This window comes from Oleiharenicola lentus, assembly GCF_004118375.1.
Lineage (GTDB): Bacteria > Verrucomicrobiota > Verrucomicrobiia > Opitutales > Opitutaceae > Lacunisphaera > Lacunisphaera lenta.
This window is the reverse complement of sequence record NZ_SDHX01000001.1, coordinates 645,442-668,063: the sequence shown is the minus strand read 5'-3', so window position 1 is coordinate 668,063 and position 22,622 is coordinate 645,442. Positions and strand designations below refer to the sequence as shown.

The following is a 22,622-nucleotide window of genomic DNA, read 5'->3' as shown; positions in this document are numbered from 1 at the left end:
CCTCGCCCCGGTTTCTTGTTTCTTTCCTCTGCCCATTTCCCTCGGCCTTGATGCCGATTCCCCCTTGCCAGTTGCCTGACCATCCGCCGAAGATGCGGGCGATGACCGAGTTGTCCCGCCCCAGCCGCTTGATCGGCCGCCAGCGCTTGCCGCGCGCTGGCCAGCGGGCGTTCAGCGTCGTGGAGCTCATGGTGGCCGTGCTCATCATCAGCATGCTCTTTGCCGCCTCGGTGCCCGCCTACCAGCGCATTCAACGCAAGGCCCGGGCCGCGTCGGTGGCCAACGATTTCCGCGTCTTCGGCGGCGCCTTCCAGGCTTTTGCCCACGAAAAAGGCTCCTGGCCGGCCGAGGCCGCTCCCGGTGTCGTCCCCACGGGCATCAACCAGCAGGAGCTGCAGGCGCAGTTCTGGTCCCGGGCGACACCCATGGGCGGCAAGTTCGACTGGGAAAACAACCAGATCCATCCCGGCGGCACCAGCCCCGGCGGCCGCTGGCGGGCCGCGTTGGCCATCACCGGCACCGGGGAAGCCCCGCTGGTGATCGATGCCGACCTGATGGAAGAAATCGATACCGTGCTGGACGACGGTAATCTCGAAACCGGCAACTTCCGTCGGGGCTTCGGCGATTGCCCCCTCTTCATTTTGGAACCCTGATGGCCGCGACCACCTACAGTGTCACCCTGCACCACCTCGCGCCCGGCGCGAAGGCGGCCGGTCTGCAGTATCCCGACGAAGTCATCCAGGCCGCCACTGCCGAGCAGTTGGACAACCTGCTGCACGCTCTCGAAGAGCTCGCCGCCCGCCTGAGCATTTACGAACCCTCCAGCCCCGAGCTCCGCGTGAAGACGGACCGCGAGGTGTTCATCATCAGGACACGTTACCGGCGGCTTTGCTTCTCCGGTCACGAAGCCACCCTGCGAGGCGAAGAGCACAGCGTGGCCTACATCATGGGCACCATCACGGGGCAGGCCCTGCCGGTCACCCGCTCGGTGGAAAATCCCCGCTTGTTTGATCGGCCGCCGACCGCGATCCCGTTGCGCCCCTCCAGCCGGCGCGAGTCCGGCGGTGGCGCGGGTTTCCCGGATTGGGCCAAGATCGCTCTGCTCGCGCTGGTCAGCTTCTCGTTCGTGGGCGCCGGCCTGTGGCTGCTCTTCAAGCCGACGCGCTCCTTTGCCCCCACCTACAAGCTCATGGGCGCAACCGAGGCCGTCAGCCTGCTCGGCCGGGTCGCCGGCCAGTATCACACCGGCACGCAACCCGGCGACCGCCGCCTCATCATCGACAACGCCGGCACCCTGCGCATCGCCAAGTTCGGCCCCGACCAGTCCATCGCCGAGGAAATCATCCGCACGGCCCGCGGCGCGACGCAGGACGGCAAGCCGGCCCTCGTCACCAGCGACCCCTACCTGATGATGATCAACGACGCCGACTCCGTGACCCTCTACGGCCAGGTTTACAAGCGCGTGGTCCGATAACCGGGCGTAGCCCCGGAAGTATCAAGGATCAAGTTTCCAAGTAACAGGAACCATGCCTTCTATCGCGCCACTCGGTTCGTTTTCTTGATACTTGTCACCTGGCACTTGTTACTTTGGTCCCATGTCCGTTCGTCTCATCCTTCTCATGGGCGTCGCCGGCTCCGGCAAGACGACCCTCGGCCGGCAATTAGCCGCGGACCTCGGCTGGGCCTACCACGAGGCCGACGATTTCCATAGCGCGGCAAACAAGGACAAGATGGCCCGCGGCATCCCGCTCGATGACACGGACCGGGCGCCGTGGCTGGCCGCCATTCGCGCCGCCATGGACACCGCGCTCGCTTCCGGCCGGCCCGCCGTCTTCACCTGCTCGGCCCTCAAGGCAGCCTACCGCCGCATCCTGCTCGATGGATTGAAGGAAGTCGCGCTCGTCCACCTCACAGGCGATCCTGCCCTCCTGCTCGCCCGCATCCAGGGCCGCGCTGGCCACTACATGAAACCCGAGATGCTCGCCAGCCAGCTGGCCACCCTCGAAGCGCCGGCCGACGCCCTCACCCTCGACATCGCCCGTTCGCCGGCCGAACTGGTCGCGGAAATTCGCCGACGTTTGACACTGTGAGGAGACAGTCGGCCCACCCGGCGTGGCCACCGGGACGCAAGCGCGCTTGCGCCCGCTTCGTCCGGCTGCACTTTTGGGAGCGTCCGATGTCCCTCCGCCGCCCCCGAAAATCCGCCGCAAACGGTTTCACCATCATCGAAGTAATGATGGCCTCCGTCATCCTGGTGGTGGCATTCATGGGCATGATCCAGGCCATCACCGTCGGTTCCGAGATGATGGCGACCGCCCGTCGTCAGACTTTGGCCGCGCAGATCCTGGAGCACGAGGTTGGGAAAATGCGCCTGCTGCCCTATGCCACCGTCAGCGGCTATGCCGCCGGGCCCACGGCAATGACCATCGACAGCCGTTTTGACGATGCGCTGTCCTCCTGCGGCCTGACTGCTTCCAGCATGACGTTGTCGCGCACCACCAGCAATGTGACCACCGACCTCAAGGAAGTCACCCTCACGCTCATTTGGACCAAGAGCGGAAGCACCGCCGCCGCCACCACCCCTTCAGGCAGCTGGTTTGACCAAATCGCCTTTTACCGCCCGACCTCCGCGAGCCGCACCTACACGCGCAAAACCACGGCCTTCTTCGGAAAATACGGCCTCAACAACAGCATCCAGCGCTGATCGCCACCCACCGGTGTGACCCGCCACAAATCCAGCTCCCAAGGCTTTACCCTCGTCGAACTGCTCGTCGGCGCGACGCTCTCGGCCGCCGTCATGGCCGCGGTGCTGTCCAGTTACATTTACCTCGGCCGCGGCCTGAACCGGCTCGTCAACCAACAGACCTTGGAGACGGAGTCGCGCCGCACGCTCGACACATTTTCCAAGGATGTGCAGCTGGCCACCGGCATCGACACGAGCGCCACCTTGAGCGCGAGCACGGTGCGGCTGATCATCCCCAGCGCCACCGGGGCGGCCACCACGGTCACCTACACCTTCACCAACGACGCCGGCGGCAACGGCACGTTGGTGCGCACACCCTCCGTCGGGAACGCCCAAACCCTGCTGCGCAACATCGTCAATAACGGGTTCACGTTACGCTACTACGACGCCTCCGGCTACGAATACACCAGCTACACCGACTATCTGCCCGGCATCAAGCAACTCGCCCTTGAGTTCAGCACGCAGACGGGCGTGGCCGCCAACGGCACCCGCACCCTGGTCCAAAAAGTCGCCTCCAGCCGCGTGCTCCTCCGCAACCGGAGCCTCCTCCCCTGATGATGCCTGGCCGCAACAACCACCCAAGGAGCGGAAAGGACCGGCGGCGGGCGGCGGCCGATGCTCGCACCGGCGCTCGGCGGTCAAACCCCGGCCCCGGCTCCACCCGCGGCACGGTCACCCTCGTGGCCCTCTGCTTCGTCGCGGTGCTGGGCATTTCGCTGGCGAGCTACATCGCCATCTGCACGCGCGCCATGCAGCTGAGCAACCGCTCGTTCCAGGCGAGCGTGAGCAAACAACTCGCCGAAGCCGGCCTCGAGGAGGCGATGCGCGCCTTCAACCAGCACAACTGGGACGACTGGAGCAGCGGCGGCATCAGCGTGAACTGGACGCTCGACACCACGAACAAGCGCGCCACCGCCACGATGACCTTCCCCGCCGACAAATTCGGCCAAGGCGCCACGGCGCAGCTCAAGCTGCGCGTGGACAACTACGACGCCGATGTGGTGGGCGCGACCTGGAGCAGTTCGAAAAACTATGCACCCGGCGACTTGGTCGAGCGCAGCGGGATTTGGTATCGCTGCCTCCAGACGCACAGCAATATCCAACCCATCGGAGACATCAGCCACTACTGGGTTCCCGAATTCGTGCCCAGCCTCTGGGACAGCAGCACCACCTACTCGTCGCAGGACATGGTGTTCCATGCGGGCTATTGGTATCGTTGCAGCAGCTCGAACACGAATTCCGCCCCGCCCAATGCGAATTGGGTCAGGATAAATGCCGTCAACAAGGACAGCACCTCGGGCATCAGCGGCGTCCAGGACGCGGTGGTCAACTGGTTCGGCACCTGGTATCGCTGGAATTCCGGAGGATGGGACGCTGCGCCGCCCATTTCATGGCGCTGGCGCAACACCGGCCTCGTCTACAGCTACAACGATTTGGTGAATTACAACAACCTCTGGTATCGCTACATCTCCGCGACTCCCACCAATGCAGGGTCCAGCTACAGCAATCCGGGGGCCGACACCTCGCGCTGGGCCCTGCAATCAAACATGTGGGTCTGGAGCTCCAGCGGCCTGAAATACAACAAGGGGGATGTCGCCTTCTACAGCGGACAGTGGTATCGCTGCCTTCGCGCCCACACGAGCAGCACCTCGATCCAACCGACGAACACCACCTACTGGAGCAACACCCCGCGCTACTCACCCGACTGGAGTCCGGGCGAGCGATTCAGCCAATACGACACGGTGCGCCGCAACGGGGTGTGGTATCTGAGCCTGCAGAACAACAACACCGCGCAGGATCCGGCCACCGACTCGGACAACAGCCACTGGATCGGGGCCAACACCACCGACTCCAACTACACTTGGAATTCGACGACGAATTACTCCGCGGGGGCGTATCGGTGCTACGGCGGAGTATGGTATCGGTGCACCAGCGCGAATACCAACAAGGCGCCCAACGACACCGCTTTTTGGACCGCGGCCTGGAGCAACTCCTGGGGCATCACCACCGGCGCACCGGTCGTCTATGCCGAGGCCACCATCACCTTCGGCAGCAGTCCCGCCCAACGCACCCAGCTCCGTGCGCTGATCGCCCCGGCACCCCTCTTTCCCAACGCCCTGGCCGCCACCGGCAGCATCAGTGCGAACAGCGGAGGCACGGTGGACAGCTACGACTCCACCCTGGGCACCTATGCCTCGCAGCTCGACACCGCCACCAACTATTCGGCCGTGGTTGCCGCCGGCAACACCTCCGGCACGGCGATCACCCTCTCCAGTCCGACGATCCAGGGTTACGTCGCTGCACCTGCCGCCACCACTGCACCTTATGCACCGCTCATGGCCTTGGGCACCTCGGTGATCGTCAAGGGCTCTTCCGCCACCCCCTCGCCCAAAGTGGACAAATCCCGCGTCAGTCGCAGTCCTTACATTCCGCAATTCAGCACCCTGCCGGGCGGGGCCGACGGTTTGGCCAACAACTGGTCCAACACGCCCAAAGGAACCGCGCTCGCCCTGGCTGCCACCATCAACATCGGCACTCCGGGTGCCATCACCCCCGCACGTTACTATTACGACGGCGACCTGACCATCGGCAACAGCACCGTCACCAACCTGCGCATCAACGGTCCGGTCATTCTCTACATCGACGGAGATCTGCTCCTGACCCAATCGGGCTCGACGGGCCGGATTGACATCACCAGCCGCGGCTCCGCCGAGATTCATGTCGCCGGAACCTTTCGGGCGGATGCCGGGAGCGAGGGTATCCTGAATGCCACGACCGACCCGAAATCCCTGATCATCATCTGCGACACGGACTCCAACTCGATGCACTATTATAGCGAGGGCGTTAATCCCCTCTACGGAGTAATTTACATCCCCTACAGCCAAAGCAATAATGGCTACTTCAACGACAACAACAACGCCCAGATTTACGGAGCCGTCTCGGCCAACAACATCACCTACAGTGGCGCAAACCTGAACGTCCATTACGACACCTCCCTGCGCTACGCCACCTTTGGCGGGGTGGACCAGCCCTGGACCGTCACGGAATGGCGCGAGCTACCCGCCACCGAGCAAGCCACCATGCCCTGACGTCGCCTTTTGCACCGAGACCAACGACCGTGGACCAAAAGACCAGAGACTCACTACCGGAAGAATCTCCGGCCCAGTCTCACCAAATCCCCAGCCCGCTGTCCCTCGTCGTTGGTCGTCCTCAGCCCCTCGTCCTCTGTCCTTGGTCCCCTCCCCCGTATTTCCACGCATGGCGGATACCTTGACGCCGCAGGAACTTGCCCAATAGTGGCTGAAGTCACCCCGACGTGCTTTTCAACACCCGCAACTCCCGCCACAGCCTCCTCATTGAGGTCAACCCCTACCAGATCCTGGCGGCGGGCATTGACCGGCCCGACAGCGGCCCGGTCACGATCGAGATGGCCGCGGAATTTGAACGGGGCGATGACGAAGGCCTGCGGGCCTGGCTCGAGACCAATTTTGAAAAACAGACCTCCTGGCTGCCGGCCATCGCCAGCTTCGTGCCGCCGGAAGCCTTGTTGCAACGTGAGAGCGTGGTGCCGCGCCGCCTGGCGGATCCGGCCTACCTGCCCGAGCTCGTTCGCGAGCAATACAAAATCGAGAATCCCTCCGCGTGGAAACTCCTCACGCTGAGCCCGCTGGAGGGTGAACAGGTTGCCGCCGAGGGCACGCAGCGGCCGGTGCTCGTCTGCGGTGTCTCGCACAGCAACGTGCAGCTGATGCAGCAACAGCTGCTGGACCAGCGGCTCCTGCCCTACCGCCTGGAAATGGGCATCCTGCCCCTGCTGGGCGCCATTGCCGACCAGCAGAAACGTGCTTCTGAAAAACGCGCCGTGGTCGTGGTCGTCATCGAGCAGGAGCACACCACCGCCTATGTCATCGGCAAGGAAGGCGTGCACACGCCCGCGCCGGTGCGCCATGGTTTCGCCTCGATCGTCCAGGCCGCCCGCCGCGAGTTCAACCTCGACCAGGCCGACGCCATCCGCGATCGCCTGCAATTGGCCGACGACGAACTTCTGCTGCGCGCCTCGAAGTTCGTGCGCGCCATCGGCCGAGATCTCAAGCCGCTGGTGGATTCGTATGAAATGACCACCGGCCAGCCCGTGGGCGAAATCTACTGCGCCTACCTGCCGCCGGCCTTGTCCTGGATCGCCGAACCGCTGGCCCAGGTGATCGGCCGCACGCCCTACGTTCTGGACTGCGCCGCCTGGCAGTCTGCCGTCGGCATCACCCCCGCCGAAGGCGTCAAGCCCCTCGGACAGCACTGGCTCGGCGCCCTCAGCCTCGTGGCCCAGCCCGAGGGAACCTCCGCCGCCACCGCCCCGAAGCCCGAGGCCGTTTACCAAGGCCCCTGGCGGGTGGACTGCCGCATCTCGGCCGCGCTCCCGAGCGGGGACCTCGTGCGGCGCCGGTTCATCACCAACGCCATCGCGGCCACGCTCGCGGTCGCCGCCGTTGTCTTCACCTTCTGGCTCGTCTATCTCGGCCGCACGCTTGAAAGCGAAATCGCCGGCTGGCAGCAGCGCATCGCCGACAACAAGGGCCAGGTCAACGCCCTCGAGGCCGACACCCGCATCCTGACCAGCGCGGCCGGCCGGATCGATTCCGCCTACGGGCTCATGGCCGCGCCCTATCGGCTCTCCGAACTTCTGATGGCCCTCGGCCACAACCGCCCGGCGAGCATGCAGATCGAGAGTCTCGACTCGCTGCCGACCGGGCTTGTGCTGCGCGGCATCCTGCGCGAGCCGTCGGACCGGGCGAAGATCATCCTCGACCAGTGCCGCCAGCAGATGCTCAAGGATCCGCTCATCGGCGCCCGTTTCGCGAGCATCGGCCTCACCACTTTCAGCCGCCGCGAAGAGGCCGACACCTTTGACTTCGAGCTCACCTTCAGGCTGAAGGAGGCGAAACCGTGAACGCCTTCCTGCAGGCCCTGCTCGCCGCCGCCCGCCGCAATCTCGTGGCGGCCGTGAGCATCGTGCTCCTCGTGGTGCTGGGTATTGCCGATGTGTTTCTCTGGGGCCGCTGGGGCAACCTCGCCGTCGAGAGCGAACGCACGCGCCAGGAAGGCGAGAAGATGCTCCTGTCCCTCAGCAGCCACCCGCGCATCGAGGCGCAGTCCGCCGAGGCGGCCAAAGCGCTTGCTTACATCGACGCCAACCTCGCGACTGAATCCGACCTCGCCGGCAATCTCGACTACTTCTACCAGATCGAGAAGACCACCCGCGTGAAGCTGACCAACCTGTCGCAGCTCAGTTCGCAGCCGCCGGCCAACGAGACGGACTTCCTCGCCATCCCCTTCTCTCTCCGGCTTTCTGGCTCCTATGCGCAGATTCTCGGCTATCTCCACGCCTTGGAAACCGGTCCGCGTCTGGTGCGTCTGAAAACCTACCGCTTCAGCCAATCCGGTGCCGAGGCCCTCACCGCCGACCTCACCATCGAAATGCTCGGACGCCCATGAGAACGATCCATTTCCTGCTGACGGGACTCGCCCTCTTCGCCCTGCCGCTCCGCAGCCTGGGTCAGGGCAACGCCGACCGCTTCGGCGACCTCAAGGCCAAGATCGCCACGCTGCTGTCCCCGCGGCTGCAACCCACGGCTCTGCCGGAAAAGCCCGCCAACCCCTTTACCGTGCTGATGTCCGCCGCACCTGTTTCGGTGACCACGGAGATTCCGGTCGAGCCCGTGCCGATTCCCACCACTTTGGACGACGACCAGATCCTGGCTTTCGCGGTTGCCCGCCTGCGCATCAGCGGCCTGGTGCAACGCGGCGGCGTCACCCACCTGCTGATCAATTCCGCCTCTTACAAGGAGGCCGATCTGGTGCCGCTGCGCGCCGGCGGCGATACGGTTTACTACATCCGGCTGGTGCTCATCGGCGACTCCGAGGTCACCTTTGGCTACAACCAGAGCACGCTGACGGTGAAGCTGCCGAACTGAGCGGCCCGTCGCGACCGGCCGACTGTCCGCACGACCGTCCGGATTTCCCGCTCGCCCTGCGACGGCGCAGCCCTCCTGCTCGCCGTTTCCATGTCCACCGCCGACCGAGTTGAGGAAGCCCCCTGGCAGGCCGGCCTGCACAGCCTGCGGGCCCTGTTCCTGCCCGGCCTCGTGCTGCAAGGCGCGGCTGTGGCCGTGGTGCTGGCCTATTATTTCGTGCCGGCGATGGCGGACCTCTTTGCGCAACTCGGCCACTGGCAGGCGGCGGGCGGCTATGCGTTCTCGGCGGTCAGCACGGCGGTTTGCGGCGGACTCCTGCCCTTTCTTTTCCTGCGCCTTAATCCCGCCACCCGCGCGGCCAACCCCTGGCCGATGGTTGCCTTCTTCATGCTGTTCTGGGCCTGGAAAGGCGCGGAGGTGGACCTGTGGTATCGCATCCTCTCCCGGATTTATGGCGACGGAAACGATGCCGGCACCGTCGTGCGCAAGGTGCTCACCGACCAGTTTGGCTTCAACCCGTTCTATGCGGCCCCCGTGGGCAACCTGTGCTTCGCGTGGAAAGACGCCGGATTTCGCTGGGCTCCCGTGTGGGAGAACCTGCGCGCGGGCCGCTGGTATTACCGCAGCGTGCTGCCCGTGCTGATCGCCGTCTGGTTTCTCTGGATCCCGGTAACGGCCTGTGTCTATTCACTGCCCTCGCCGCTGCAGATGCCGCTGTTTAACATCGTGCTCTGCTTCTGGTCCATGCTCTTCAGCCACCTCACCGCCCGGCAGAACCTTCGCCGGGCCTGATTTTGCCGTTCCATCTCGGCGTTTGAAATAAAGGCCGCGCCGCCTACTCTCACGGTCCGATGAATCTTCTGCGCGCCCTGCTCGCCTGCCTCCTGTTGCTGCCCGGCCTGCTCACCGCGGCCCCGGGTCCGGTCAAAAAGGGCGCCGTGACCGCCGAACTCGTCTCCCACGACGCCTCGATCCAGCCCGGGAAACCCTTCCTGGTCGCGCTGCGCCTCACCCACGAAGAACACTGGCACACTTACTGGATCAACCCGGGCACCGGCTATCCCACCTCGTTGAATTGGAAACTGCCCGAAGGCTTCAAGGCCGGAGACATCCAGTGGCCCGTGCCACACGTGGTGAAAGACACCAAGGGCAACGTCACCGGCCACGGCTACGAGGACGAAACGTTTCTCTTCGTCGAGATCACGCCGCCGGCCACCCTTTCGCCCGGAACGGAAGTCACCCTGCACGCCGTCGCCGACTGGCTCATGTGCGCCGAGGTCTGCATGCCCGGCGACGCCAAGCTGGAACTCACGCTGCCCGTGAAGGCCGAGGCTCCCGCCCCCAACCTGAGCGTGGCGCGCGTGTTCAACAACGCCTACGCCGACCTGCCGCGCCCGCTCGCCGGCTGGAGCCTCACGGCCGCGCGCGACGGCGCCATCTTCACCGTCCGCCTCACGCCCGCCGCCGGCACCACGCACCGCCCGCAGGACCTGCATCTTTTCGACCGCGCCGGGTTGATCGACTACGCCGCGCCGCAGCAAATCCGCGAGGAAAACGGCAGCTACGTTTTCACTCTCGCCGCCGCCAAGGAAGGCGATGCCGCCGCCACGCGCCTTGCCGGTGTTATCACGGCGAAAAACGGCTGGGGCGGCACCACCCCCTCGCAGGGCGCCACCTTCGACGTCGCCCTCGGCGCCCCCGCGGCCGCTGCTCAGGTTACAGGTTTCAAGTCTCAGGTTTCTGCTGCGCCGGTCACCGGCCTGCTCGGCACGCTGGCGCTGGCGCTGGCCGGTGGCCTCATCCTCAACCTCATGCCCTGCGTCTTCCCTGTGCTCGGCATCAAGGTGCTTGGCTTCGTCAACCAGGCCGGCAGCGACCGCGGCAAGATCATCGCCCACGGCCTTGTGTTTACCGCGGGTGTGCTGCTGTCGTTCTGGGCCCTCGCGGGCCTGCTGCTCGTGCTGCGCACCGGCGGCGCCCAGCTGGGCTGGGGCTTCCAGCTCCAGTCCCCGGCTTTTGTGTTCGGCATGACGGCCTTCCTGCTCGTCTTCGCGCTCAACCTCAGCGGGCTCTTCGAGATCGGTCTCTCGGCCACCGGCGTCGGGGGCAAACTCCAGATGCAGTCCGGCTACGGCGGCTCCTTCTTCACCGGCATCCTCGCCACGCTCGTCGCCACGCCGTGCAGCGCGCCGTTCCTCGCCCCTGCGCTCGGCGCCGCGCTTTCGCTCGCGGCGGTCGAATCCATCCTCGTGTTCACCGCCATCGGCCTCGGCCTCTCCGCACCCTACCTGCTGCTGTCTGCGTTTCCCGCGGCCGTGAAACTCCTGCCCCGCCCCGGCGCGTGGATGGAGACCTTCAAGCAGCTCATGGCCTTCCCGCTCTACGCCACGGTCGGGGCGCTGCTCTGGGTGCTGGCTGCGCAAACCAAGGACAACGACAACGCCCTGCTGTTTATTTTCTTCGGCCTCGTGCTCGTCGCGATGGCGGCCTGGGTCTATGGCCGCTGGCCCAAGCCCGCCGCCCGCGTCGTGGCCGCCGCCTTGCTATTGGGCGGCGTTTGGCTCGGCTGGCCGAAACCCGCCGAAGCCGCACCCGCCACCGCCTCGGGTTACGTCGTCAAATGGGAATCCTGGAGCCCTGCCGCCGTGGCATCTGCGCGTGCCGCCGGTCGCACCATCTACGTGGACTTCACCGCCCGCTGGTGCGCCACCTGCCAGACCAACAAGGCCGCGGTCTTCACTTCCGCCGCCGTGCTGGCTGAGCTGGAGAAACGCAACGTGCTCCTCCTCAAGGCCGACTGGACCAGCAAGGATGCGACGATCACCGCCGAACTCGCAAAGTGGAACCGCTCCGCCGTGCCCTTCAACCTGGTCTACAGAGGCTCAGCCGAGCCCATCATTCTCCCCGAGCTGCTCACGCCTGGAACGGTGTTGGAAGCATTGACAAAACCCGACTAGGAGAGCGTGCCCACCGGGTGCGCCGTTCGAGAATTTCGTTCAGTAATCGATAAAGTGAGCCATCCCCGCTCGGGTCTGACTTAACCTCCGTTCGGCCCTTCAACTTTTCGGTCCAGCTGCCCGAGAACCGCGGTGCGGCAGACCTCCAGAATCTCATCCGCCAACGGTGAGTCGTCCGGGCAGGCTCGCGACAACACGAGCGCGCCGACGACATGCGCGAGGGTGTCGATCCGCTTGGCGCGCGCTTCCCGTTTGGCGCTTTCACTCAGGGAGTCTTCTTCGCGCGCCAGGATCGCCAGTTGATTTTCAATTCCGTCGGCGAAGGCCTGCTTGATCGATTCAGGCTGGCGCGCGGCATCGCCGGACAGCGCCGCGAAAGTGCAGCCGTGACCCAGCGCATCCCGGTGCGGCCGGGACAGGTATTCCTGCACAAACGAGGCGGCATCGTTGCCCGCGAGATTGGCCGCCGACTTGGCAAAGCCGCTCGCTGCCGCTTCCGCCATCAGGTCGGCCTTGGACGCGAAGTGCTTGTAGAATCCGCCATGGGTGAACCCTGCCGCCGCCATCAAGTCCGCCACGCTCACGCCGTCGTAACCGCGCTCACGGAAGAGAGTTGAAGCGGTCTCGACGATGCGCGCGCGGTTCTCAAGTGCCTGTGTTTTGGTGACTTTCATTTTCGGAATCTCCAGCGAGAACAAGGCTCCTGCAGACAAAGATGTCAATCATCATCTAAAATGCTTGACGCTTAGATTATGGTCATCATCTATACGCACCACCTCCCGCCTCTCCGGTGGAAAGCGAAACACTCAATCACTCAACCCATGCACCATTCCTCCGCCCTCACCGGCAAAGTCACCCTCGTCACCGGAGCTTCCTCCGGCATCGGCCGGGAGATCGCGCGGCACCTCGCGCAGCGCGGCGCCCGCGTCTTCGGCACCGCCCGCAACCTGAAATCCGCCAGCCCGGTCCCCGGCGTTGAGTTCGTCCGCATGGACGTGACGGACGACGCCTCCGTCAGCGACGCGATCCAAGAGATCGTGCAGAAAGCGGGCCCCATTGAGATGCTGGTGAACAACGCCGGTTACGGTCTCACCGGGGCGCTGGAAGAAACGAGCGTCGCGGAAGCGCGCGACCAGTTTGAAACCAACTTCTTTGGCGTGCTACGGGTGACCAACGCCGTGCTCCCGGGAATGCGGCAAGCCGGGCGGGGTCGCATCATCAACATCAGCTCCGTGGTTGGTTTCATGCCCGCCCCGTTCATGGGCATCTACACCGCCAGCAAGCACGCGCTCGAGGGCTACACCGAGACCCTGGATCATGAGGTGCGGCAATTCGGGGTGCGCGCGGTGCTGGTCCAGCCCGCCTACACCAAGAGCAACATCAACCAGAACGAGAAGGCGGCCCAAACCCGGCTCGAGGCCTACGCCGTTCACCGGCAGCGCATGCACGAGGTGGTGGCGAACGGCGTCAAGCATGGCGACGATCCGCAGCTCGTGGCCGAGACCGTCTGGCGGGCGGCGACCGCGGCGGCGCCCCGGCTCCGTTATCCGGTCGGCCAGGGCGTGCTTTTGAGCCGCCTGCGCCGGTTTGCTCCGACCGCCCTGTTCGACCGCGCCATTCGCAAGGAGTCTGCTCTGAACTGATTCCCCGATCCCGCGTTCCCTCTCATCAAGCCAAAGCCGAGCAACATCATGAAAGCACTTATCCTAAGAAAATATGGCAAACCGGCCGAGATCGCGTTCGCCGAAATTGCCCGACCCGCGATCAAGCCCGACGAGATTCTCGTTCGCGTCCACGCCGTCGGCTTGAACCCGATCGACACCATGATTCCGAAAGGAGAGTTCAAACCGATCCTCCATTTCGATCTCCCGACCGCGCTGGGCAGCGATCTCGCCGGCGTCGTGGCGGAGGTGGGCAGCCGCGTGACCCGCTTCAAGGTCGGCGATGCCGTCTTCGCCAGCATCTTCGACCTGGGCACCGGCTCTCTCGCCGAATTCGCGGTCGTGCCCGAGAGCGCGGCGGCGCTGAAACCGTCGAACCTGGACTTTGTGCAGGCGGCCTCGATCCCCATGGTCGGGTTGACGGCGTGGCAGGCGCTCAAGGAGCGGGCGCGGGTCCAGCCCGGCCAAAAAGTGTTCATCCCCGCCGGCTCCGGCGGCATTGGCACGTTCGCGATCCAACTCGCCAAGCACCTCGGGGCCAGGGTCGGCACGACCACGAGCACGGGCAACGTGGGTCTGGTCCGCAACCTCGGCGCCGACGAAGTGATCGACTACAAGAAACAGGAATTCGAGGAGGTGCTGCGGGACTACGATGTCGTGCTCGGCACCGTCAAAGGCGACGCGCTGAAGAAATCCCTTCGCATTCTGAAATCGAACAGCCGCATCGTCTCGCTGATCGGTCCGCCCGACGCCGCGTTCGCGCGCTCCCGCGGCATGAATTTCTTGATGAAGGCCGTGTTCGGATTGCTGAGCCGGGGCCTGATCCGCCAAGCGGCCAAAATAGGCGCGGCGTATTCCTTCCTCTTCGTGCATCCGGACGGCCGGCAGCTCGCGGAGATTGGCGCGCTGCTCGAAGCGGGCAAGATCCGGCCGGTGATCGACCGGGTGTTCTCCTTCGATCAGGCGAAGGAGGCCTTGGCCTACCTCGAAAAGGGCCGGGCCAAGGGAAAGGTCGTGGTGCAGCTGCGGTGACAGGGCCGTGGTGCTGGCGCTGAAGCGGTCGGAGTAGGCCTTCCTGGTTTCTGGCACCTGGCGGGCGCGCCCGTCGCGAGGGCGCGATCGCTTCGGCAGTTGGACTTCCTCTTAGCGCCTTGCCCCGTGCTCCCGGCCCCGCCATTGGTGGCGGGCTCATGCGCGATCCCGCCCACACCAAGTCCGTCGGCCTCCTCCTCGGCGGTGCCCTGTGCTGGAGCCTTGCCGGCCTCTTGTTCAAGCACGTCGAGTGGTCGGGACTCGCCGCCGCCGGCGGACGGGGCCTGATCGCCGGCCTGTTCCTGCTGGCGGTGTCCTGGCGCTCGCTGCGCTTCACTTGGTCCCCGCTCCAACTCGCCGCCGCCGCGGCCTACGCCGCGTGCACCATCCTTTTCACGCTGGCCAACAAGATGACGACGGCGGCCAACGCCATTTTGCTCCAATACACCGCGCCGGTCTGGATCGCCCTGCTCGGCGCCTGGTTCCTCGGCGAACGCGCCACCCGCGCCGACTGGTTCACCATCGCGGCGGTCTTCGGCGGACTGGCGCTTTTCTTCTACGAGGGCATTCAGCTGAACAGCATCGCCGGCCTGCTCGTGGCGCTGGCCAGCGGTGTGGGCTTTGCGGTGATGACTCTCCTCATGCGCAAGCAAAAGGACGGATCTCCGCTCGAATCCATCATCCTCGGCAACCTGCTCGGGTTCCTGATCGGATTGCCCGCGCTCATGTCGGCCCCCGCGCTGCCGGCCACCGGTTGGGTTGCCTTGCTGCTGCTGGGCACCGTCCAGCTGGGCCTGGCCTACCTGCTCTACGCAAAGGCCATCAAGCATGTGACCGCCCTCGAGGCCGTGCTCATCCCGGTGGCGGAGCCGCTCCTCAACCCCCTCTGGGTGTTGCTCGCCTTCGGGGAGCGACCCGGTCGTTTCGCCCTTCTCGGCGGCGCGATCGTGCTCGGCGCCGTCACCTTGCGCGCGGTGGCCGGGTTGCGCGCCCTCCGCCCTGCCCCATGAAACACCTGCTCGCCTTCCTCGCCGGCCTGCTTTGTCTGACCGCCATGCCCGCCCGCGAAAAGCCCGCCGTGCCCGACTGCGTGGTGTTGCTGCACGGCATCGGCATGCGCTCCTACGTGATGAAGCGCCTGGAGTCGGCCCTGCGCGCCGAGGGCTACCGCACGGTCAGTATTTCCTACCCGTCGCGCCGGATGCCCTTCGAGCAGCTCGCCGGCGAATACCTGCCCGCGCACCTCAAGAAACACGACGTCGCCCGTGCGCCGCGCCTGCATTTCGTGACCCACTCCCTGGGCAGCCTGATCGTGCGCAAACTGATCAAGGACGCCCGGCCCGCCAACCTCGGCCGCGTCGTGATGATCGGCCCGCCGAATCACGGCAGCACCGCCGCCGATGTGGCCAAGGAAAATGCCCTGCTAAAAAAATTCCTCGGCGGAAACCTGGTGCGCCTCGGCACCGGGGAGGACGCCATCGTGAAGACCCTCGGGCCGGCGGATTTCGACGTCGGCATCATCGCCGGAGAGGTGGCGGTAAATCCCGTTTTCGGCCAGGCCCTCGGCGGCAAGAACGACGGCGCCGTGACCATCGAGTCCGCCCGGCTGGAGGGCATGAAGGATTTCCTCGTCGTGCCCTACTCGCACACCCTGATGCTGTGGCGGAAGGAGGTCGTTGACCAGGTCCGCTCCTTCCTGCGCGAGGGAAAATTCAGGCGAAATGAAGAGCGCGCACCCACGAAGCCTGCTGCCGCTCCGTCTTCCCTCTAAGGTCGGCGCTTGCGCCGACCTCGGCCGTGAGGTCCACCCCAGGCCCGACCCTACATGGGCAAACGCCTACGCCGTCCTCCTCGCCGGCGGCTTCAACTGCAGCAGCACATTGGCCAGCGTGATCAAGCCGCCGCCGGCGAGCAGCTGCCAGGTGAGCGACTCGTTGGCGTAGTCGAAGCCCGCCCAGCGCGAGAATAGCGCGGGCAGGAAGAGGGCCATCACGGACGCGAACACCGGCTCGATGCAGTAGATGAGCCCGGCCTCGGTCGCCGTGATGTGCGGCTGCCAGCGCACCATGAGCGTGAATGAGCCGAGCGTGCAGAACAGCGTGAGCAGCCCCAGGAAGGCGAGCCAGGAACCTGAGGTCCAGGGCCGCAGGCAATCGGCCGGTGTCGGTGCGGTGACGAGCGCGAGTCCGCCGAATACTACGGCCACCGTCGTGAACATCACCGCGGTCACGGCGAGCGCGCGGTTGCCGGCATAGCGCGCGTCTTCGAGCACGAAGATTTGGACCATGAAGAAGACCGAGCTGAGCAGGGTTTCCATTTCGCCCCGCCCGAGATGCAGCGCCCGCCAGTCAAACCGCCCCAGGATCGCCACACCCGCGAGCACGAGCGCCGCGCAGGCCCACACGACCGGCGGCGGCGACCGCCGTGCCCGCAGCGCGACAACCGCGGGGATCATGATCGCATAGAACTGCGTGAGAAACGCCGAGGTTGACGCCGAGGTGAACTGGAGTCCGTCCACCTGCAGCAGCAGGCCCGCGCCCAGCGTCAGGCCGAGCCACACCCCTTGCCGCAGTTCGCCCGCCTTCAGTTCCGCGAGCTGCGCGCGCGCGAGCAGCAGCATCACGGCCGTCGCGAGCACGAAGCGCGAGGCCACCGTGAGGGTCGTGATGAACCAGCTGCTGCTCGCCGGCACGAGCTGGAGCTGCTCCTGCCCCATCGCCTTGATGAGCGGAAAGCTCAGCCCCCATAAAAGATTCGCGATCAGCAGGCCGAGGATCGCACGACGGTGAAGGGGACCGGAGGAATTCATCATCAGCTTCGCCATGTCATTCTGAGCGCAGCGAAGAATCCAGCATGATGTGCGCAGCGGCCGTGCGCCGGGATCTTTCGCCTCGCCCAGGATGACAGCACATGTGAGACCCAAAAACAAAACCGCCGCGGATTGCTCCGCGGCGGTTCAAAGTCTGATCTAAGAGGAGAATCAGGACAGGTTCTTGCTGACCAGCTTGGTCATGTCGAACATGCTGACCTGCGCCTTGCCACCGAACACGGCCTTGAGGGCGTCGTCGGCGTTGATCATGCGCTTGTTCTTCTTGTCCTGGAGACCGTTCTTCTTGATGTAGGCCCAGAGCTTCTTGGTGAGCTCCGTGCGGGGCAGCGGCTTGTCGCCAACAACGGCGGCAAGCTTGGCATTGGGGGTAACCGGCTTCATGAAAGCGGCGTTGGGTTTACGAGTGGATTTTTTAGCCATAGTGCTATTCGTCATAGAACCCGGATTTGCCAAGGCAATGATTTTCTAGAGGGGAAATCCACTTTTCCAGAGGGAGAATCGCATCGCCGGCGTTCCGGCGAGCGGCCAAAAGGCGCTTGCCACCCCGGCCGGTCCGGACAGCCTGCACGCTGTTGGGTTGGTTGTTTGTTAGATTCTACCGCCACGGAGAATTGTCAGGTGAGCGCCAGTGTTCAGTGATGATTTGAAATCCGACAGCCGGGGACGGGCGGCAAGGCAGCAGCATCAGCTCTCATCATCACATGTCAGAAAACTCCAAGCTCTACGTGGGGAACCTCCCCTTCGCCAGCACCGCGCAGGATCTTGAAGCCCTGTTCGGCCAGGTTGGCACCGTCAGCGTCGTTGAGATCATCTTCGACAAGTTTACCGGTCGCTCGCGCGGCTTCGCCTTCGTGACGATGGGTAGCGCCGATGAGGCCCAGAAGGCTGTTGAGAAATTCCATGGCCACCAGATGGAGAACCGTCCTCTCGCCGTGAACATCGCCCGCCCGCGCGAGGAGCGTCCTCCGGGTGGCGGCGGCGGTTTCCGGGGCGGCGGCGGTGGTGGTGGCTTCCGCGGCGGTCGCGGGGGTGGCGGCGGTTTCCGCGGTGGTCGCGGGGGCGGCGGCGGTTATCGTGGTGATCGGGGCGGCGGCGGCGGCTTCCGCGGCGAACGCGGTGGCGACGGCGGCTACGAGCGCCAATAAGCGACGCTCGCCCACGAGCACTTTTCCGAGGCTGGACTTCTGTCCGGCCTTTTTTGTTTTCATCGCACGGGCCATGCGGCCCGTCGGACCTATAAAAAACGCTCGCCCCACTCCGGCTTTGCGAGCGGTCGCGGCCGGTATGCGCCGAACAACGCATACCGGGTGCGCGCGACCAGCTTGTAGAATGGATCTCGCGCCCACGCCGGCAGCACCCGCGCCCATGTGATCAACCGCCAAATGCCGCCCACCACGGCGGCCGCCGCCAGCGCGCCGTCGGTGCGTAGCAGCGGCGCACTGCGATCGGGGGCATCCCAGTCCGGCACGAAGACCAGCGAGTCAAAATCATCCGTCGGCAGCCCCCAGACCCGCAGGTAGGCCTGCCCCTTTTCGCCCTGCAACGGCGAGAAGCGCAGCCGGCCCTGCCGGTCGGTGCGCAACAACAGGCGCACGACAAAATTACACAGCCCGCACTCGCCGTCATAGAGCAGGACAGGTGCGCGATAAGCGTCGGACATGAGCGGACTCTGCCTTTCACGCTCCAGGTGGCAACCGCCGGAAAATATGGCTTGCCGCAGGAAACTATTGATACCTTTATAGTTTCCTAGGATTTTAATGGCTTCCCCCTCTCATTCCTCCGCCCCCGCCGACCCGACCGTCGCGCGCATCCTCCACCAGGCCCGCGAGCACTTCTTCGCCCACGGCTACTGCGCGTGCACCATGGACGATCTCGCCGCGGAGCTCGGCATGAGCAAAAAGACGCTCTACGTGCATTTCCGCAGCAAGGAGGAGATCATGCGCGCGGTCCTCGAGCAGCTCGGCCGCGAGGTCCGCGCCGACGCTGAGGCGCTGCTCGCCAACCGCCACCTTGGGTTTGCGGAAAAACTGCGCGGCTTCGCCGAGGGCATCGTCCAGCGCCTCGCCCTGCTCAACCCCCGCACCCTGCGCGACCTTCAACGCTTCGCCCCGGAGCTCTACGCCCTGCTCGTCGAGATGCGCCAGAAGAACATCCCCTACATCTTCGGCCGCTTCATCGAGGAGGGTCAGATCGCCGGCAAGGTGCGCACCGACATCAGCCCCGTCCTCGCCGTGGAGTTCTTCCTCCATGCCATGCAGGGCCTGCTCCAGCCCGCCACCCTCGACCGGCTCGGCCTCGCCCCCCGCGACCTGCTGCCGCAGGCCATCGACCTCTTCTTCGGCGGACTCCTCACCCCCGCCGGCCGCAAAGAACATGAAAAATTCTTCCCTCGCTAAAGTCGCCCTCGGCGCAATTTCCCTGCTGTCGCTCGTGGCGTGCAGTCGCCGCGAGTCTTCCGTTTACCAAGGCTATTTGGAAGGGGAGTTCGTGCATCTCGCCGCCCCGCTGGCCGGCCGGCTCGAAAAGCTGACGGTCTCCAAAGGGACCCGCGTCACCGCCGGCACCCCCCTCTTCCAGCTGGAGCAGGGCGCCGAATCCGCCGCCCTCGGCGAAGCGGCCGGACGCCTCCGGGCCGCCCAGGCTCGGCTGGCGGACCTGCGCAAAGGTCAGCGTCCCAGCGAACTTGCCGCCCTCGAGGCCCGGCTCGAACAGACCCGCGCCGCCGCCGAACTGGCCACCCGCGAACTGGAACGGCTCACGCGGCTCCACGAAACCAAAGTCGCTTCCGAAGACGACTTCGACCGCGCCCGGCTGAACCAGGAGGCGGCCGTCAAACAGGTGGCTGAACTTTTCGCGCAGTTGGAAACCGCCCGGCTTGGCGCCCGCTCCGACCTTATCACCGCCGCCGAAGCCGAGGCCGCCGCGGCGCAGGCTGCTCTCGACCGTGCCGGCTGGTCCATCGCCCAGAAGAACGTCACGGCGCCCCGCGACGGACTGATTTACGACACCCTCTATCGGGAGGGCGAGTTTGTCGCCGCCGCCCTGCCCGTCGTCACTCTCCTACCCCCGGAGAATATCAAGGTCCGCTTCTTTGTCCCTGAGGCGGCCTTCGGCGGAATCAAAGCCGGAGACCGCGTGCAGGTTGTGATCACAGGCCGGGCGTCTCCGCTCGACGCGCGCATCACCTACCTTTCACCCCAGCCCGAATACACCCCGCCCATCCTCTACAACCGCGAGAACCGCAGCAAACTCGTGTTCATGGTCGAGGCGACCTTCGACGCCGCCGTCGCCCGCGACCTTCACCCCGGTCAGCCCGTCGAAGTCACAACGGCCAAGTAGGGCCGGTCTCCGGCCGGCCTCCTTCGATGCCTTCCTCCTCCTCCTTCGCCATCGACGTCACCGGCGTGACCAAACGCTTCGGGGCGAAGACCGTCGTCAACGGCATCGACCTGCAGGTGAAGCGCGGGGAAATCTACGGTTTCCTCGGCCCCAACGGCAGCGGCAAGACCACGTTCATCCGCATGCTCTGCGGGCTGCTCACACCCGATGCCGGCACCGGCACCTGCCTCGGCTTCGACGTGCGCACGCAACAGGCTGACATCAAGCGCCACGTCGGCTACATGACCCAGCGGTTCAGCTACTACGAAGACCTCAGCATCCGGGAGAACCTGGATTTCATCGCCCGCCTCTACGACGTGCCCGACCGGCGCTCCGCCGTGCAGCAGAGCCTGGAGCGCCTCGGTCTGGCCAATCGCAGCCACCAGCTGGCGGGCGAACTTTCCGGCGGCTGGAAGCAGCGTCTGGCCCTCGCCGCCTCGCTCATCCACACGCCGCAGCTGCTCCTGCTGGACGAACCGACTGCCGGCGTGGACCCGAAGGCCCGGCGCGATTTTTGGGACGAGATCCACCGCCTCGCCGCCGAAGGCCTCACCGTGCTTATCACCACGCACTACATGGACGAGGCCGAGCGCTGCCACCGGCTCGCCTACCTCGCCTATGGCAACCTGCTCACGCGCGGCTCGCTGGCCGACGTGCTCGCGGCGGCCCGGCTCACCACCTGGAGCGTCGCCGGCCCGAATCTCGCCCGCATCGCCGCTGCGCTGCGCGGACGCCCCGGAGTCGAGCAGGTTGTCGCCTTCGGCAACACGCTCCACGTGAGCGGGCACGAGGCCGCCCGGCTCGCGGCGGCCATCAGCGCCGTGAGCACTCCGGCCCACGAGTGCCGGGAGATCTCCTCGAGCTTGGAGGACGTGTTCATCTCCCTGATGGATCGCGCGGAGGATAATTTCAAATGAGGCGCTTCGCTTTCCATCGCTTCTGGGCCGTCGTGCTCAAGGAGTTCATCCAGATGAAGCGTGACCGCGTGACCTTCGGCATGATGGTCGGCATCCCGCTGCTGCAGCTCACGCTCTTCGGATTCGCGATCAACACCGACCCGAAGCACCTGCCCGCCGCCCTCCGTGCCGCCGACCAGGGCCCGTATGCGCGCGCCCTCGTGTCCGCGCTGAAGACCAGCGGTTACTTCTCCCTGGTGCGCGAGGCCGCCACCGAGGAGGAAGCCCACCGCCTGCTCCAGCTGGGCGAGGTGCAGTTTGTGATCAACATCCCCGAGGACTTCACCCGCAAGCTCCTGCGCGGTGAACGGCCCGCGCTGCTGGTCGAGGCCGACGCCACCGACCCGGCGGCGGTTGGTCCGGCGGTGGCGGCGGTGCGCACCCTCGCGGCCAGCGCCCTGGACCGTGACCTCACCGGACCGCTGGCCCGGTTGCGCGGCACGGCCGGCCCGGTGGACCTGCAGGTTCACGCGCACTACAACCCCGAGAACATCACCCAATACAACGTCGTGCCCGGCCTCATGGGCGTGGTGCTCACGATGACGATGGTCGTGATCACCGGCCTGGCGATCACCCGCGAACGCGAACGCGGCACGATGGAAAACCTCCTCGCCACACCCGTCCGGCCCGGCGAGGTCATGACCGGAAAGATCGTGCCCTACATCGTCGTCGGCTACGTGCAGGTGACGCTCATCCTCCTCGCCGCGAAGTATCTTTTTCAGGTGCCGATGGTGGGCAGTCTGCCGCTGCTCTACGTCGTCGCCTTCTTCTTCATCGCCGCCAACCTGGCCATGGGCATCACGTTCTCGACCCTGGCCAAGAACCAGCTGCAGGCCGTGCAGATGGCGTTCTTCTTCTTCCTGCCCTCGATCCTGCTTTCCGGTTTCATGTTCCCTTTCCGGGGCATGCCGGACTGGGCGCAGTGGCTGGGCTCCTGCCTACCGCTCACGCACTTCCTGCGCATCGTGCGCGGAATCCTGCTGAAGGGCAACGGGGTGGCCGAGATCCTGCCTCACCTGTGGCCGCTGCTGCTGTTCCTCGTCGCGGCGATGACCGTCGGTGTGAAGCGCTACCGGCAGACGCTGGACTGAGGCTA

The 22,622-nt window shown here is 65.5% G+C and carries 24 protein-coding genes; 20 read left to right on the top strand and 4 right to left on the bottom strand.

Annotated features, from left to right (window positions below):
- Positions 1–50 precede the first annotated feature (50 nt).
- The 11 genes from ESB00_RS02755 to ESB00_RS02705 all read left to right on the top strand — a co-directional run bounded on the left by ESB00_RS02755 (position 51) and on the right by ESB00_RS02705 (position 11,669).
- On the top strand, positions 51–653 hold the full coding sequence (locus tag ESB00_RS02755) for a type II secretion system protein (protein WP_129046199.1): 603 nt from the start codon (positions 51–53) through the stop codon (positions 651–653).
- Positions 653–1,474 carry a hypothetical protein gene (locus ESB00_RS02750; protein WP_129046198.1) on the top strand — a complete coding sequence of 274 codons (822 nt, stop codon included), beginning with the start codon at positions 653–655 and terminating at the stop codon, positions 1,472–1,474. Before ESB00_RS02755 ends, ESB00_RS02750 begins: the two co-directional genes overlap by 1 nt.
- Before the next feature lie 121 nt (positions 1,475–1,595).
- A complete protein-coding gene (locus ESB00_RS02745; protein ID WP_218938665.1) occupies positions 1,596–2,090 on the top strand; it encodes a gluconokinase in 495 nt (164 codons plus the stop codon).
- An 86-nt stretch (positions 2,091–2,176) separates the two neighbouring features.
- Positions 2,177–2,704 (top strand): type IV pilus modification PilV family protein, encoded by a 528-nt coding sequence (locus ESB00_RS02740; protein WP_129046197.1) that lies wholly within the window; start codon positions 2,177–2,179, stop codon positions 2,702–2,704.
- A gap of 15 nt (positions 2,705–2,719) precedes the next feature.
- Entirely contained in the window at positions 2,720–3,298 is a 579-nt protein-coding gene (locus ESB00_RS02735; protein WP_129046196.1) for a prepilin-type N-terminal cleavage/methylation domain-containing protein, read from the top strand.
- Positions 3,298–5,832, top strand: a complete 2,535-nt coding sequence (locus ESB00_RS02730) for a DUF7305 domain-containing protein (RefSeq protein WP_129046195.1) — start codon at positions 3,298–3,300, stop codon at positions 5,830–5,832. The genes ESB00_RS02735 and ESB00_RS02730 overlap by 1 nt, the downstream gene beginning before the upstream one ends.
- Positions 5,833–6,059: 227 nt before the next feature.
- Positions 6,060–7,688 carry a hypothetical protein gene (locus tag ESB00_RS02725; protein WP_129046194.1) on the top strand — a complete coding sequence of 543 codons (1,629 nt, stop codon included), beginning with the start codon at positions 6,060–6,062 and terminating at the stop codon, positions 7,686–7,688.
- Entirely contained in the window at positions 7,685–8,233 is a 549-nt protein-coding gene (gene pilO / locus ESB00_RS02720; RefSeq protein WP_129046193.1) for a type 4a pilus biogenesis protein PilO, read from the top strand. Before ESB00_RS02725 ends, pilO begins: the two co-directional genes overlap by 4 nt.
- On the top strand, positions 8,230–8,712 hold the full coding sequence (locus ESB00_RS02715; RefSeq protein ID WP_129046192.1) for a hypothetical protein: 483 nt from the start codon (positions 8,230–8,232) through the stop codon (positions 8,710–8,712). The genes pilO and ESB00_RS02715 overlap by 4 nt, the downstream gene beginning before the upstream one ends.
- A 90-nt stretch (positions 8,713–8,802) precedes the next feature.
- Positions 8,803–9,504 carry a hypothetical protein gene (locus ESB00_RS02710; RefSeq protein ID WP_129046191.1) on the top strand — a complete coding sequence of 234 codons (702 nt, stop codon included), beginning with the start codon at positions 8,803–8,805 and terminating at the stop codon, positions 9,502–9,504.
- A 59-nt stretch (positions 9,505–9,563) separates the two neighbouring features.
- A complete protein-coding gene (locus ESB00_RS02705) occupies positions 9,564–11,669 on the top strand; it encodes a protein-disulfide reductase DsbD family protein (protein WP_129046190.1) in 2,106 nt (701 codons plus the stop codon).
- Positions 11,670–11,749: 80 nt separating this feature from the next.
- Here the strand turns inward: ESB00_RS02705 and ESB00_RS02700 are convergent, their stop codons facing one another.
- Positions 11,750–12,343, bottom strand: coding sequence for a TetR/AcrR family transcriptional regulator (locus ESB00_RS02700; RefSeq protein ID WP_129046189.1), 594 nt, complete (start codon positions 12,341–12,343; stop codon positions 11,750–11,752).
- Positions 12,344–12,490: 147 nt separating this feature from the next.
- On the opposite strand from ESB00_RS02700, the gene ESB00_RS02695 reads away from it, so the two are divergent.
- From ESB00_RS02695 to ESB00_RS02680, 4 genes are all read left to right on the top strand, one after another.
- On the top strand, positions 12,491–13,312 hold the full coding sequence (locus ESB00_RS02695; protein ID WP_129046188.1) for an oxidoreductase: 822 nt from the start codon (positions 12,491–12,493) through the stop codon (positions 13,310–13,312).
- A 48-nt stretch (positions 13,313–13,360) separates the two neighbouring features.
- Positions 13,361–14,362 (top strand): NADP-dependent oxidoreductase, encoded by a 1,002-nt coding sequence (locus ESB00_RS02690; protein WP_129046187.1) that lies wholly within the window; start codon positions 13,361–13,363, stop codon positions 14,360–14,362.
- 158 nt (positions 14,363–14,520) lie between these two features.
- Positions 14,521–15,372: a DMT family transporter gene (locus ESB00_RS02685; RefSeq protein ID WP_129046186.1), complete on the top strand. Its 852-nt coding sequence runs from the start codon at positions 14,521–14,523 to the stop codon at positions 15,370–15,372.
- Entirely contained in the window at positions 15,369–16,133 is a 765-nt protein-coding gene (locus tag ESB00_RS02680) for an alpha/beta fold hydrolase (RefSeq protein ID WP_129046185.1), read from the top strand. The genes ESB00_RS02685 and ESB00_RS02680 overlap by 4 nt, the downstream gene beginning before the upstream one ends.
- Before the next feature lie 66 nt (positions 16,134–16,199).
- Here the strand turns inward: ESB00_RS02680 and ESB00_RS02675 are convergent, their stop codons facing one another.
- Both ESB00_RS02675 and ESB00_RS02670 read right to left on the bottom strand, forming a co-directional pair.
- Positions 16,200–17,174 carry a DMT family transporter gene (locus ESB00_RS02675; RefSeq protein ID WP_129046184.1) on the bottom strand — a complete coding sequence of 325 codons (975 nt, stop codon included), beginning with the start codon at positions 17,172–17,174 and terminating at the stop codon, positions 16,200–16,202.
- 168 nt (positions 17,175–17,342) lie between these two features.
- Positions 17,343–17,654 carry an SWIB/MDM2 domain-containing protein gene (locus tag ESB00_RS02670; RefSeq protein ID WP_425465752.1) on the bottom strand — a complete coding sequence of 104 codons (312 nt, stop codon included), beginning with the start codon at positions 17,652–17,654 and terminating at the stop codon, positions 17,343–17,345.
- Positions 17,655–17,893: 239 nt separating this feature from the next.
- On the opposite strand from ESB00_RS02670, the gene ESB00_RS02665 reads away from it, so the two are divergent.
- A complete protein-coding gene (locus tag ESB00_RS02665; protein ID WP_129046182.1) occupies positions 17,894–18,337 on the top strand; it encodes an RNA recognition motif domain-containing protein in 444 nt (147 codons plus the stop codon).
- An 89-nt stretch (positions 18,338–18,426) separates the two neighbouring features.
- On the opposite strand, the gene ESB00_RS02660 is transcribed toward ESB00_RS02665, so the two are convergent.
- The gene (locus tag ESB00_RS02660; RefSeq protein WP_129046181.1) at positions 18,427–18,852 is read right to left on the bottom strand and encodes a thiol-disulfide oxidoreductase DCC family protein; all 426 of its coding nucleotides are present in this window, start codon (positions 18,850–18,852) and stop codon (positions 18,427–18,429) included.
- Positions 18,853–18,949: 97 nt separating this feature from the next.
- Here ESB00_RS02660 and ESB00_RS02655 point away from each other — a divergent pair, with 97 nt between their 5' ends.
- From ESB00_RS02655 to ESB00_RS02640, 4 genes are read left to right on the top strand one after another with little or no spacing between them, the layout of a single operon-like run.
- Positions 18,950–19,588, top strand: coding sequence for a TetR/AcrR family transcriptional regulator (locus tag ESB00_RS02655; protein ID WP_129046180.1), 639 nt, complete (start codon positions 18,950–18,952; stop codon positions 19,586–19,588).
- Positions 19,566–20,531 (top strand): HlyD family secretion protein, encoded by a 966-nt coding sequence (locus tag ESB00_RS02650; RefSeq protein ID WP_129046179.1) that lies wholly within the window; start codon positions 19,566–19,568, stop codon positions 20,529–20,531. Before ESB00_RS02655 ends, ESB00_RS02650 begins: the two co-directional genes overlap by 23 nt.
- Before the next feature lie 26 nt (positions 20,532–20,557).
- Positions 20,558–21,487, top strand: a complete 930-nt coding sequence (locus tag ESB00_RS02645) for an ABC transporter ATP-binding protein (RefSeq protein WP_129046178.1) — start codon at positions 20,558–20,560, stop codon at positions 21,485–21,487.
- Entirely contained in the window at positions 21,484–22,617 is a 1,134-nt protein-coding gene (locus ESB00_RS02640) for an ABC transporter permease (protein WP_129046177.1), read from the top strand. Before ESB00_RS02645 ends, ESB00_RS02640 begins: the two co-directional genes overlap by 4 nt.
- The last annotated feature ends 5 nt before the right edge of the window (positions 22,618–22,622 follow it).

What these genes read in the sequence shown, in the direction of transcription:
- ESB00_RS02755 (WP_129046199.1), top strand. Translation starts at nt 51, where the DNA reads ATGCCGATTCCCCCTTGCCAGTTGCCTGACCATCCGCCGAAGATGCGG.
- ESB00_RS02750 (WP_129046198.1), top strand. Translation starts at nt 653, where the DNA reads ATGGCCGCGACCACCTACAGTGTCACCCTGCACCACCTCGCGCCCGGC.
- ESB00_RS02745 (WP_218938665.1), top strand. Translation starts at nt 1,596, where the DNA reads ATGTCCGTTCGTCTCATCCTTCTCATGGGCGTCGCCGGCTCCGGCAAG.
- ESB00_RS02740 (WP_129046197.1), top strand. Translation starts at nt 2,177, where the DNA reads ATGTCCCTCCGCCGCCCCCGAAAATCCGCCGCAAACGGTTTCACCATC.
- ESB00_RS02730 (WP_129046195.1), top strand. Translation starts at nt 3,298, where the DNA reads ATGATGCCTGGCCGCAACAACCACCCAAGGAGCGGAAAGGACCGGCGG.
- ESB00_RS02715 (WP_129046192.1), top strand. Translation starts at nt 8,230, where the DNA reads ATGAGAACGATCCATTTCCTGCTGACGGGACTCGCCCTCTTCGCCCTG.
- ESB00_RS02710 (WP_129046191.1), top strand. Translation starts at nt 8,803, where the DNA reads ATGTCCACCGCCGACCGAGTTGAGGAAGCCCCCTGGCAGGCCGGCCTG.
- ESB00_RS02705 (WP_129046190.1), top strand. Translation starts at nt 9,564, where the DNA reads ATGAATCTTCTGCGCGCCCTGCTCGCCTGCCTCCTGTTGCTGCCCGGC.
- ESB00_RS02700 (WP_129046189.1), bottom strand. Translation starts at nt 12,343, where the DNA reads ATGAAAGTCACCAAAACACAGGCACTTGAGAACCGCGCGCGCATCGTC.
- ESB00_RS02695 (WP_129046188.1), top strand. Translation starts at nt 12,491, where the DNA reads ATGCACCATTCCTCCGCCCTCACCGGCAAAGTCACCCTCGTCACCGGA.
- ESB00_RS02690 (WP_129046187.1), top strand. Translation starts at nt 13,361, where the DNA reads ATGAAAGCACTTATCCTAAGAAAATATGGCAAACCGGCCGAGATCGCG.
- ESB00_RS02685 (WP_129046186.1), top strand. Translation starts at nt 14,521, where the DNA reads ATGCGCGATCCCGCCCACACCAAGTCCGTCGGCCTCCTCCTCGGCGGT.
- ESB00_RS02680 (WP_129046185.1), top strand. Translation starts at nt 15,369, where the DNA reads ATGAAACACCTGCTCGCCTTCCTCGCCGGCCTGCTTTGTCTGACCGCC.
- ESB00_RS02675 (WP_129046184.1), bottom strand. Translation starts at nt 17,174, where the DNA reads ATGATGAATTCCTCCGGTCCCCTTCACCGTCGTGCGATCCTCGGCCTG.
- ESB00_RS02665 (WP_129046182.1), top strand. Translation starts at nt 17,894, where the DNA reads ATGTCAGAAAACTCCAAGCTCTACGTGGGGAACCTCCCCTTCGCCAGC.
- ESB00_RS02660 (WP_129046181.1), bottom strand. Translation starts at nt 18,852, where the DNA reads ATGTCCGACGCTTATCGCGCACCTGTCCTGCTCTATGACGGCGAGTGC.
- ESB00_RS02655 (WP_129046180.1), top strand. Translation starts at nt 18,950, where the DNA reads ATGGCTTCCCCCTCTCATTCCTCCGCCCCCGCCGACCCGACCGTCGCG.
- ESB00_RS02650 (WP_129046179.1), top strand. Translation starts at nt 19,566, where the DNA reads ATGAAAAATTCTTCCCTCGCTAAAGTCGCCCTCGGCGCAATTTCCCTG.
- ESB00_RS02645 (WP_129046178.1), top strand. Translation starts at nt 20,558, where the DNA reads ATGCCTTCCTCCTCCTCCTTCGCCATCGACGTCACCGGCGTGACCAAA.
- ESB00_RS02640 (WP_129046177.1), top strand. Translation starts at nt 21,484, where the DNA reads ATGAGGCGCTTCGCTTTCCATCGCTTCTGGGCCGTCGTGCTCAAGGAG.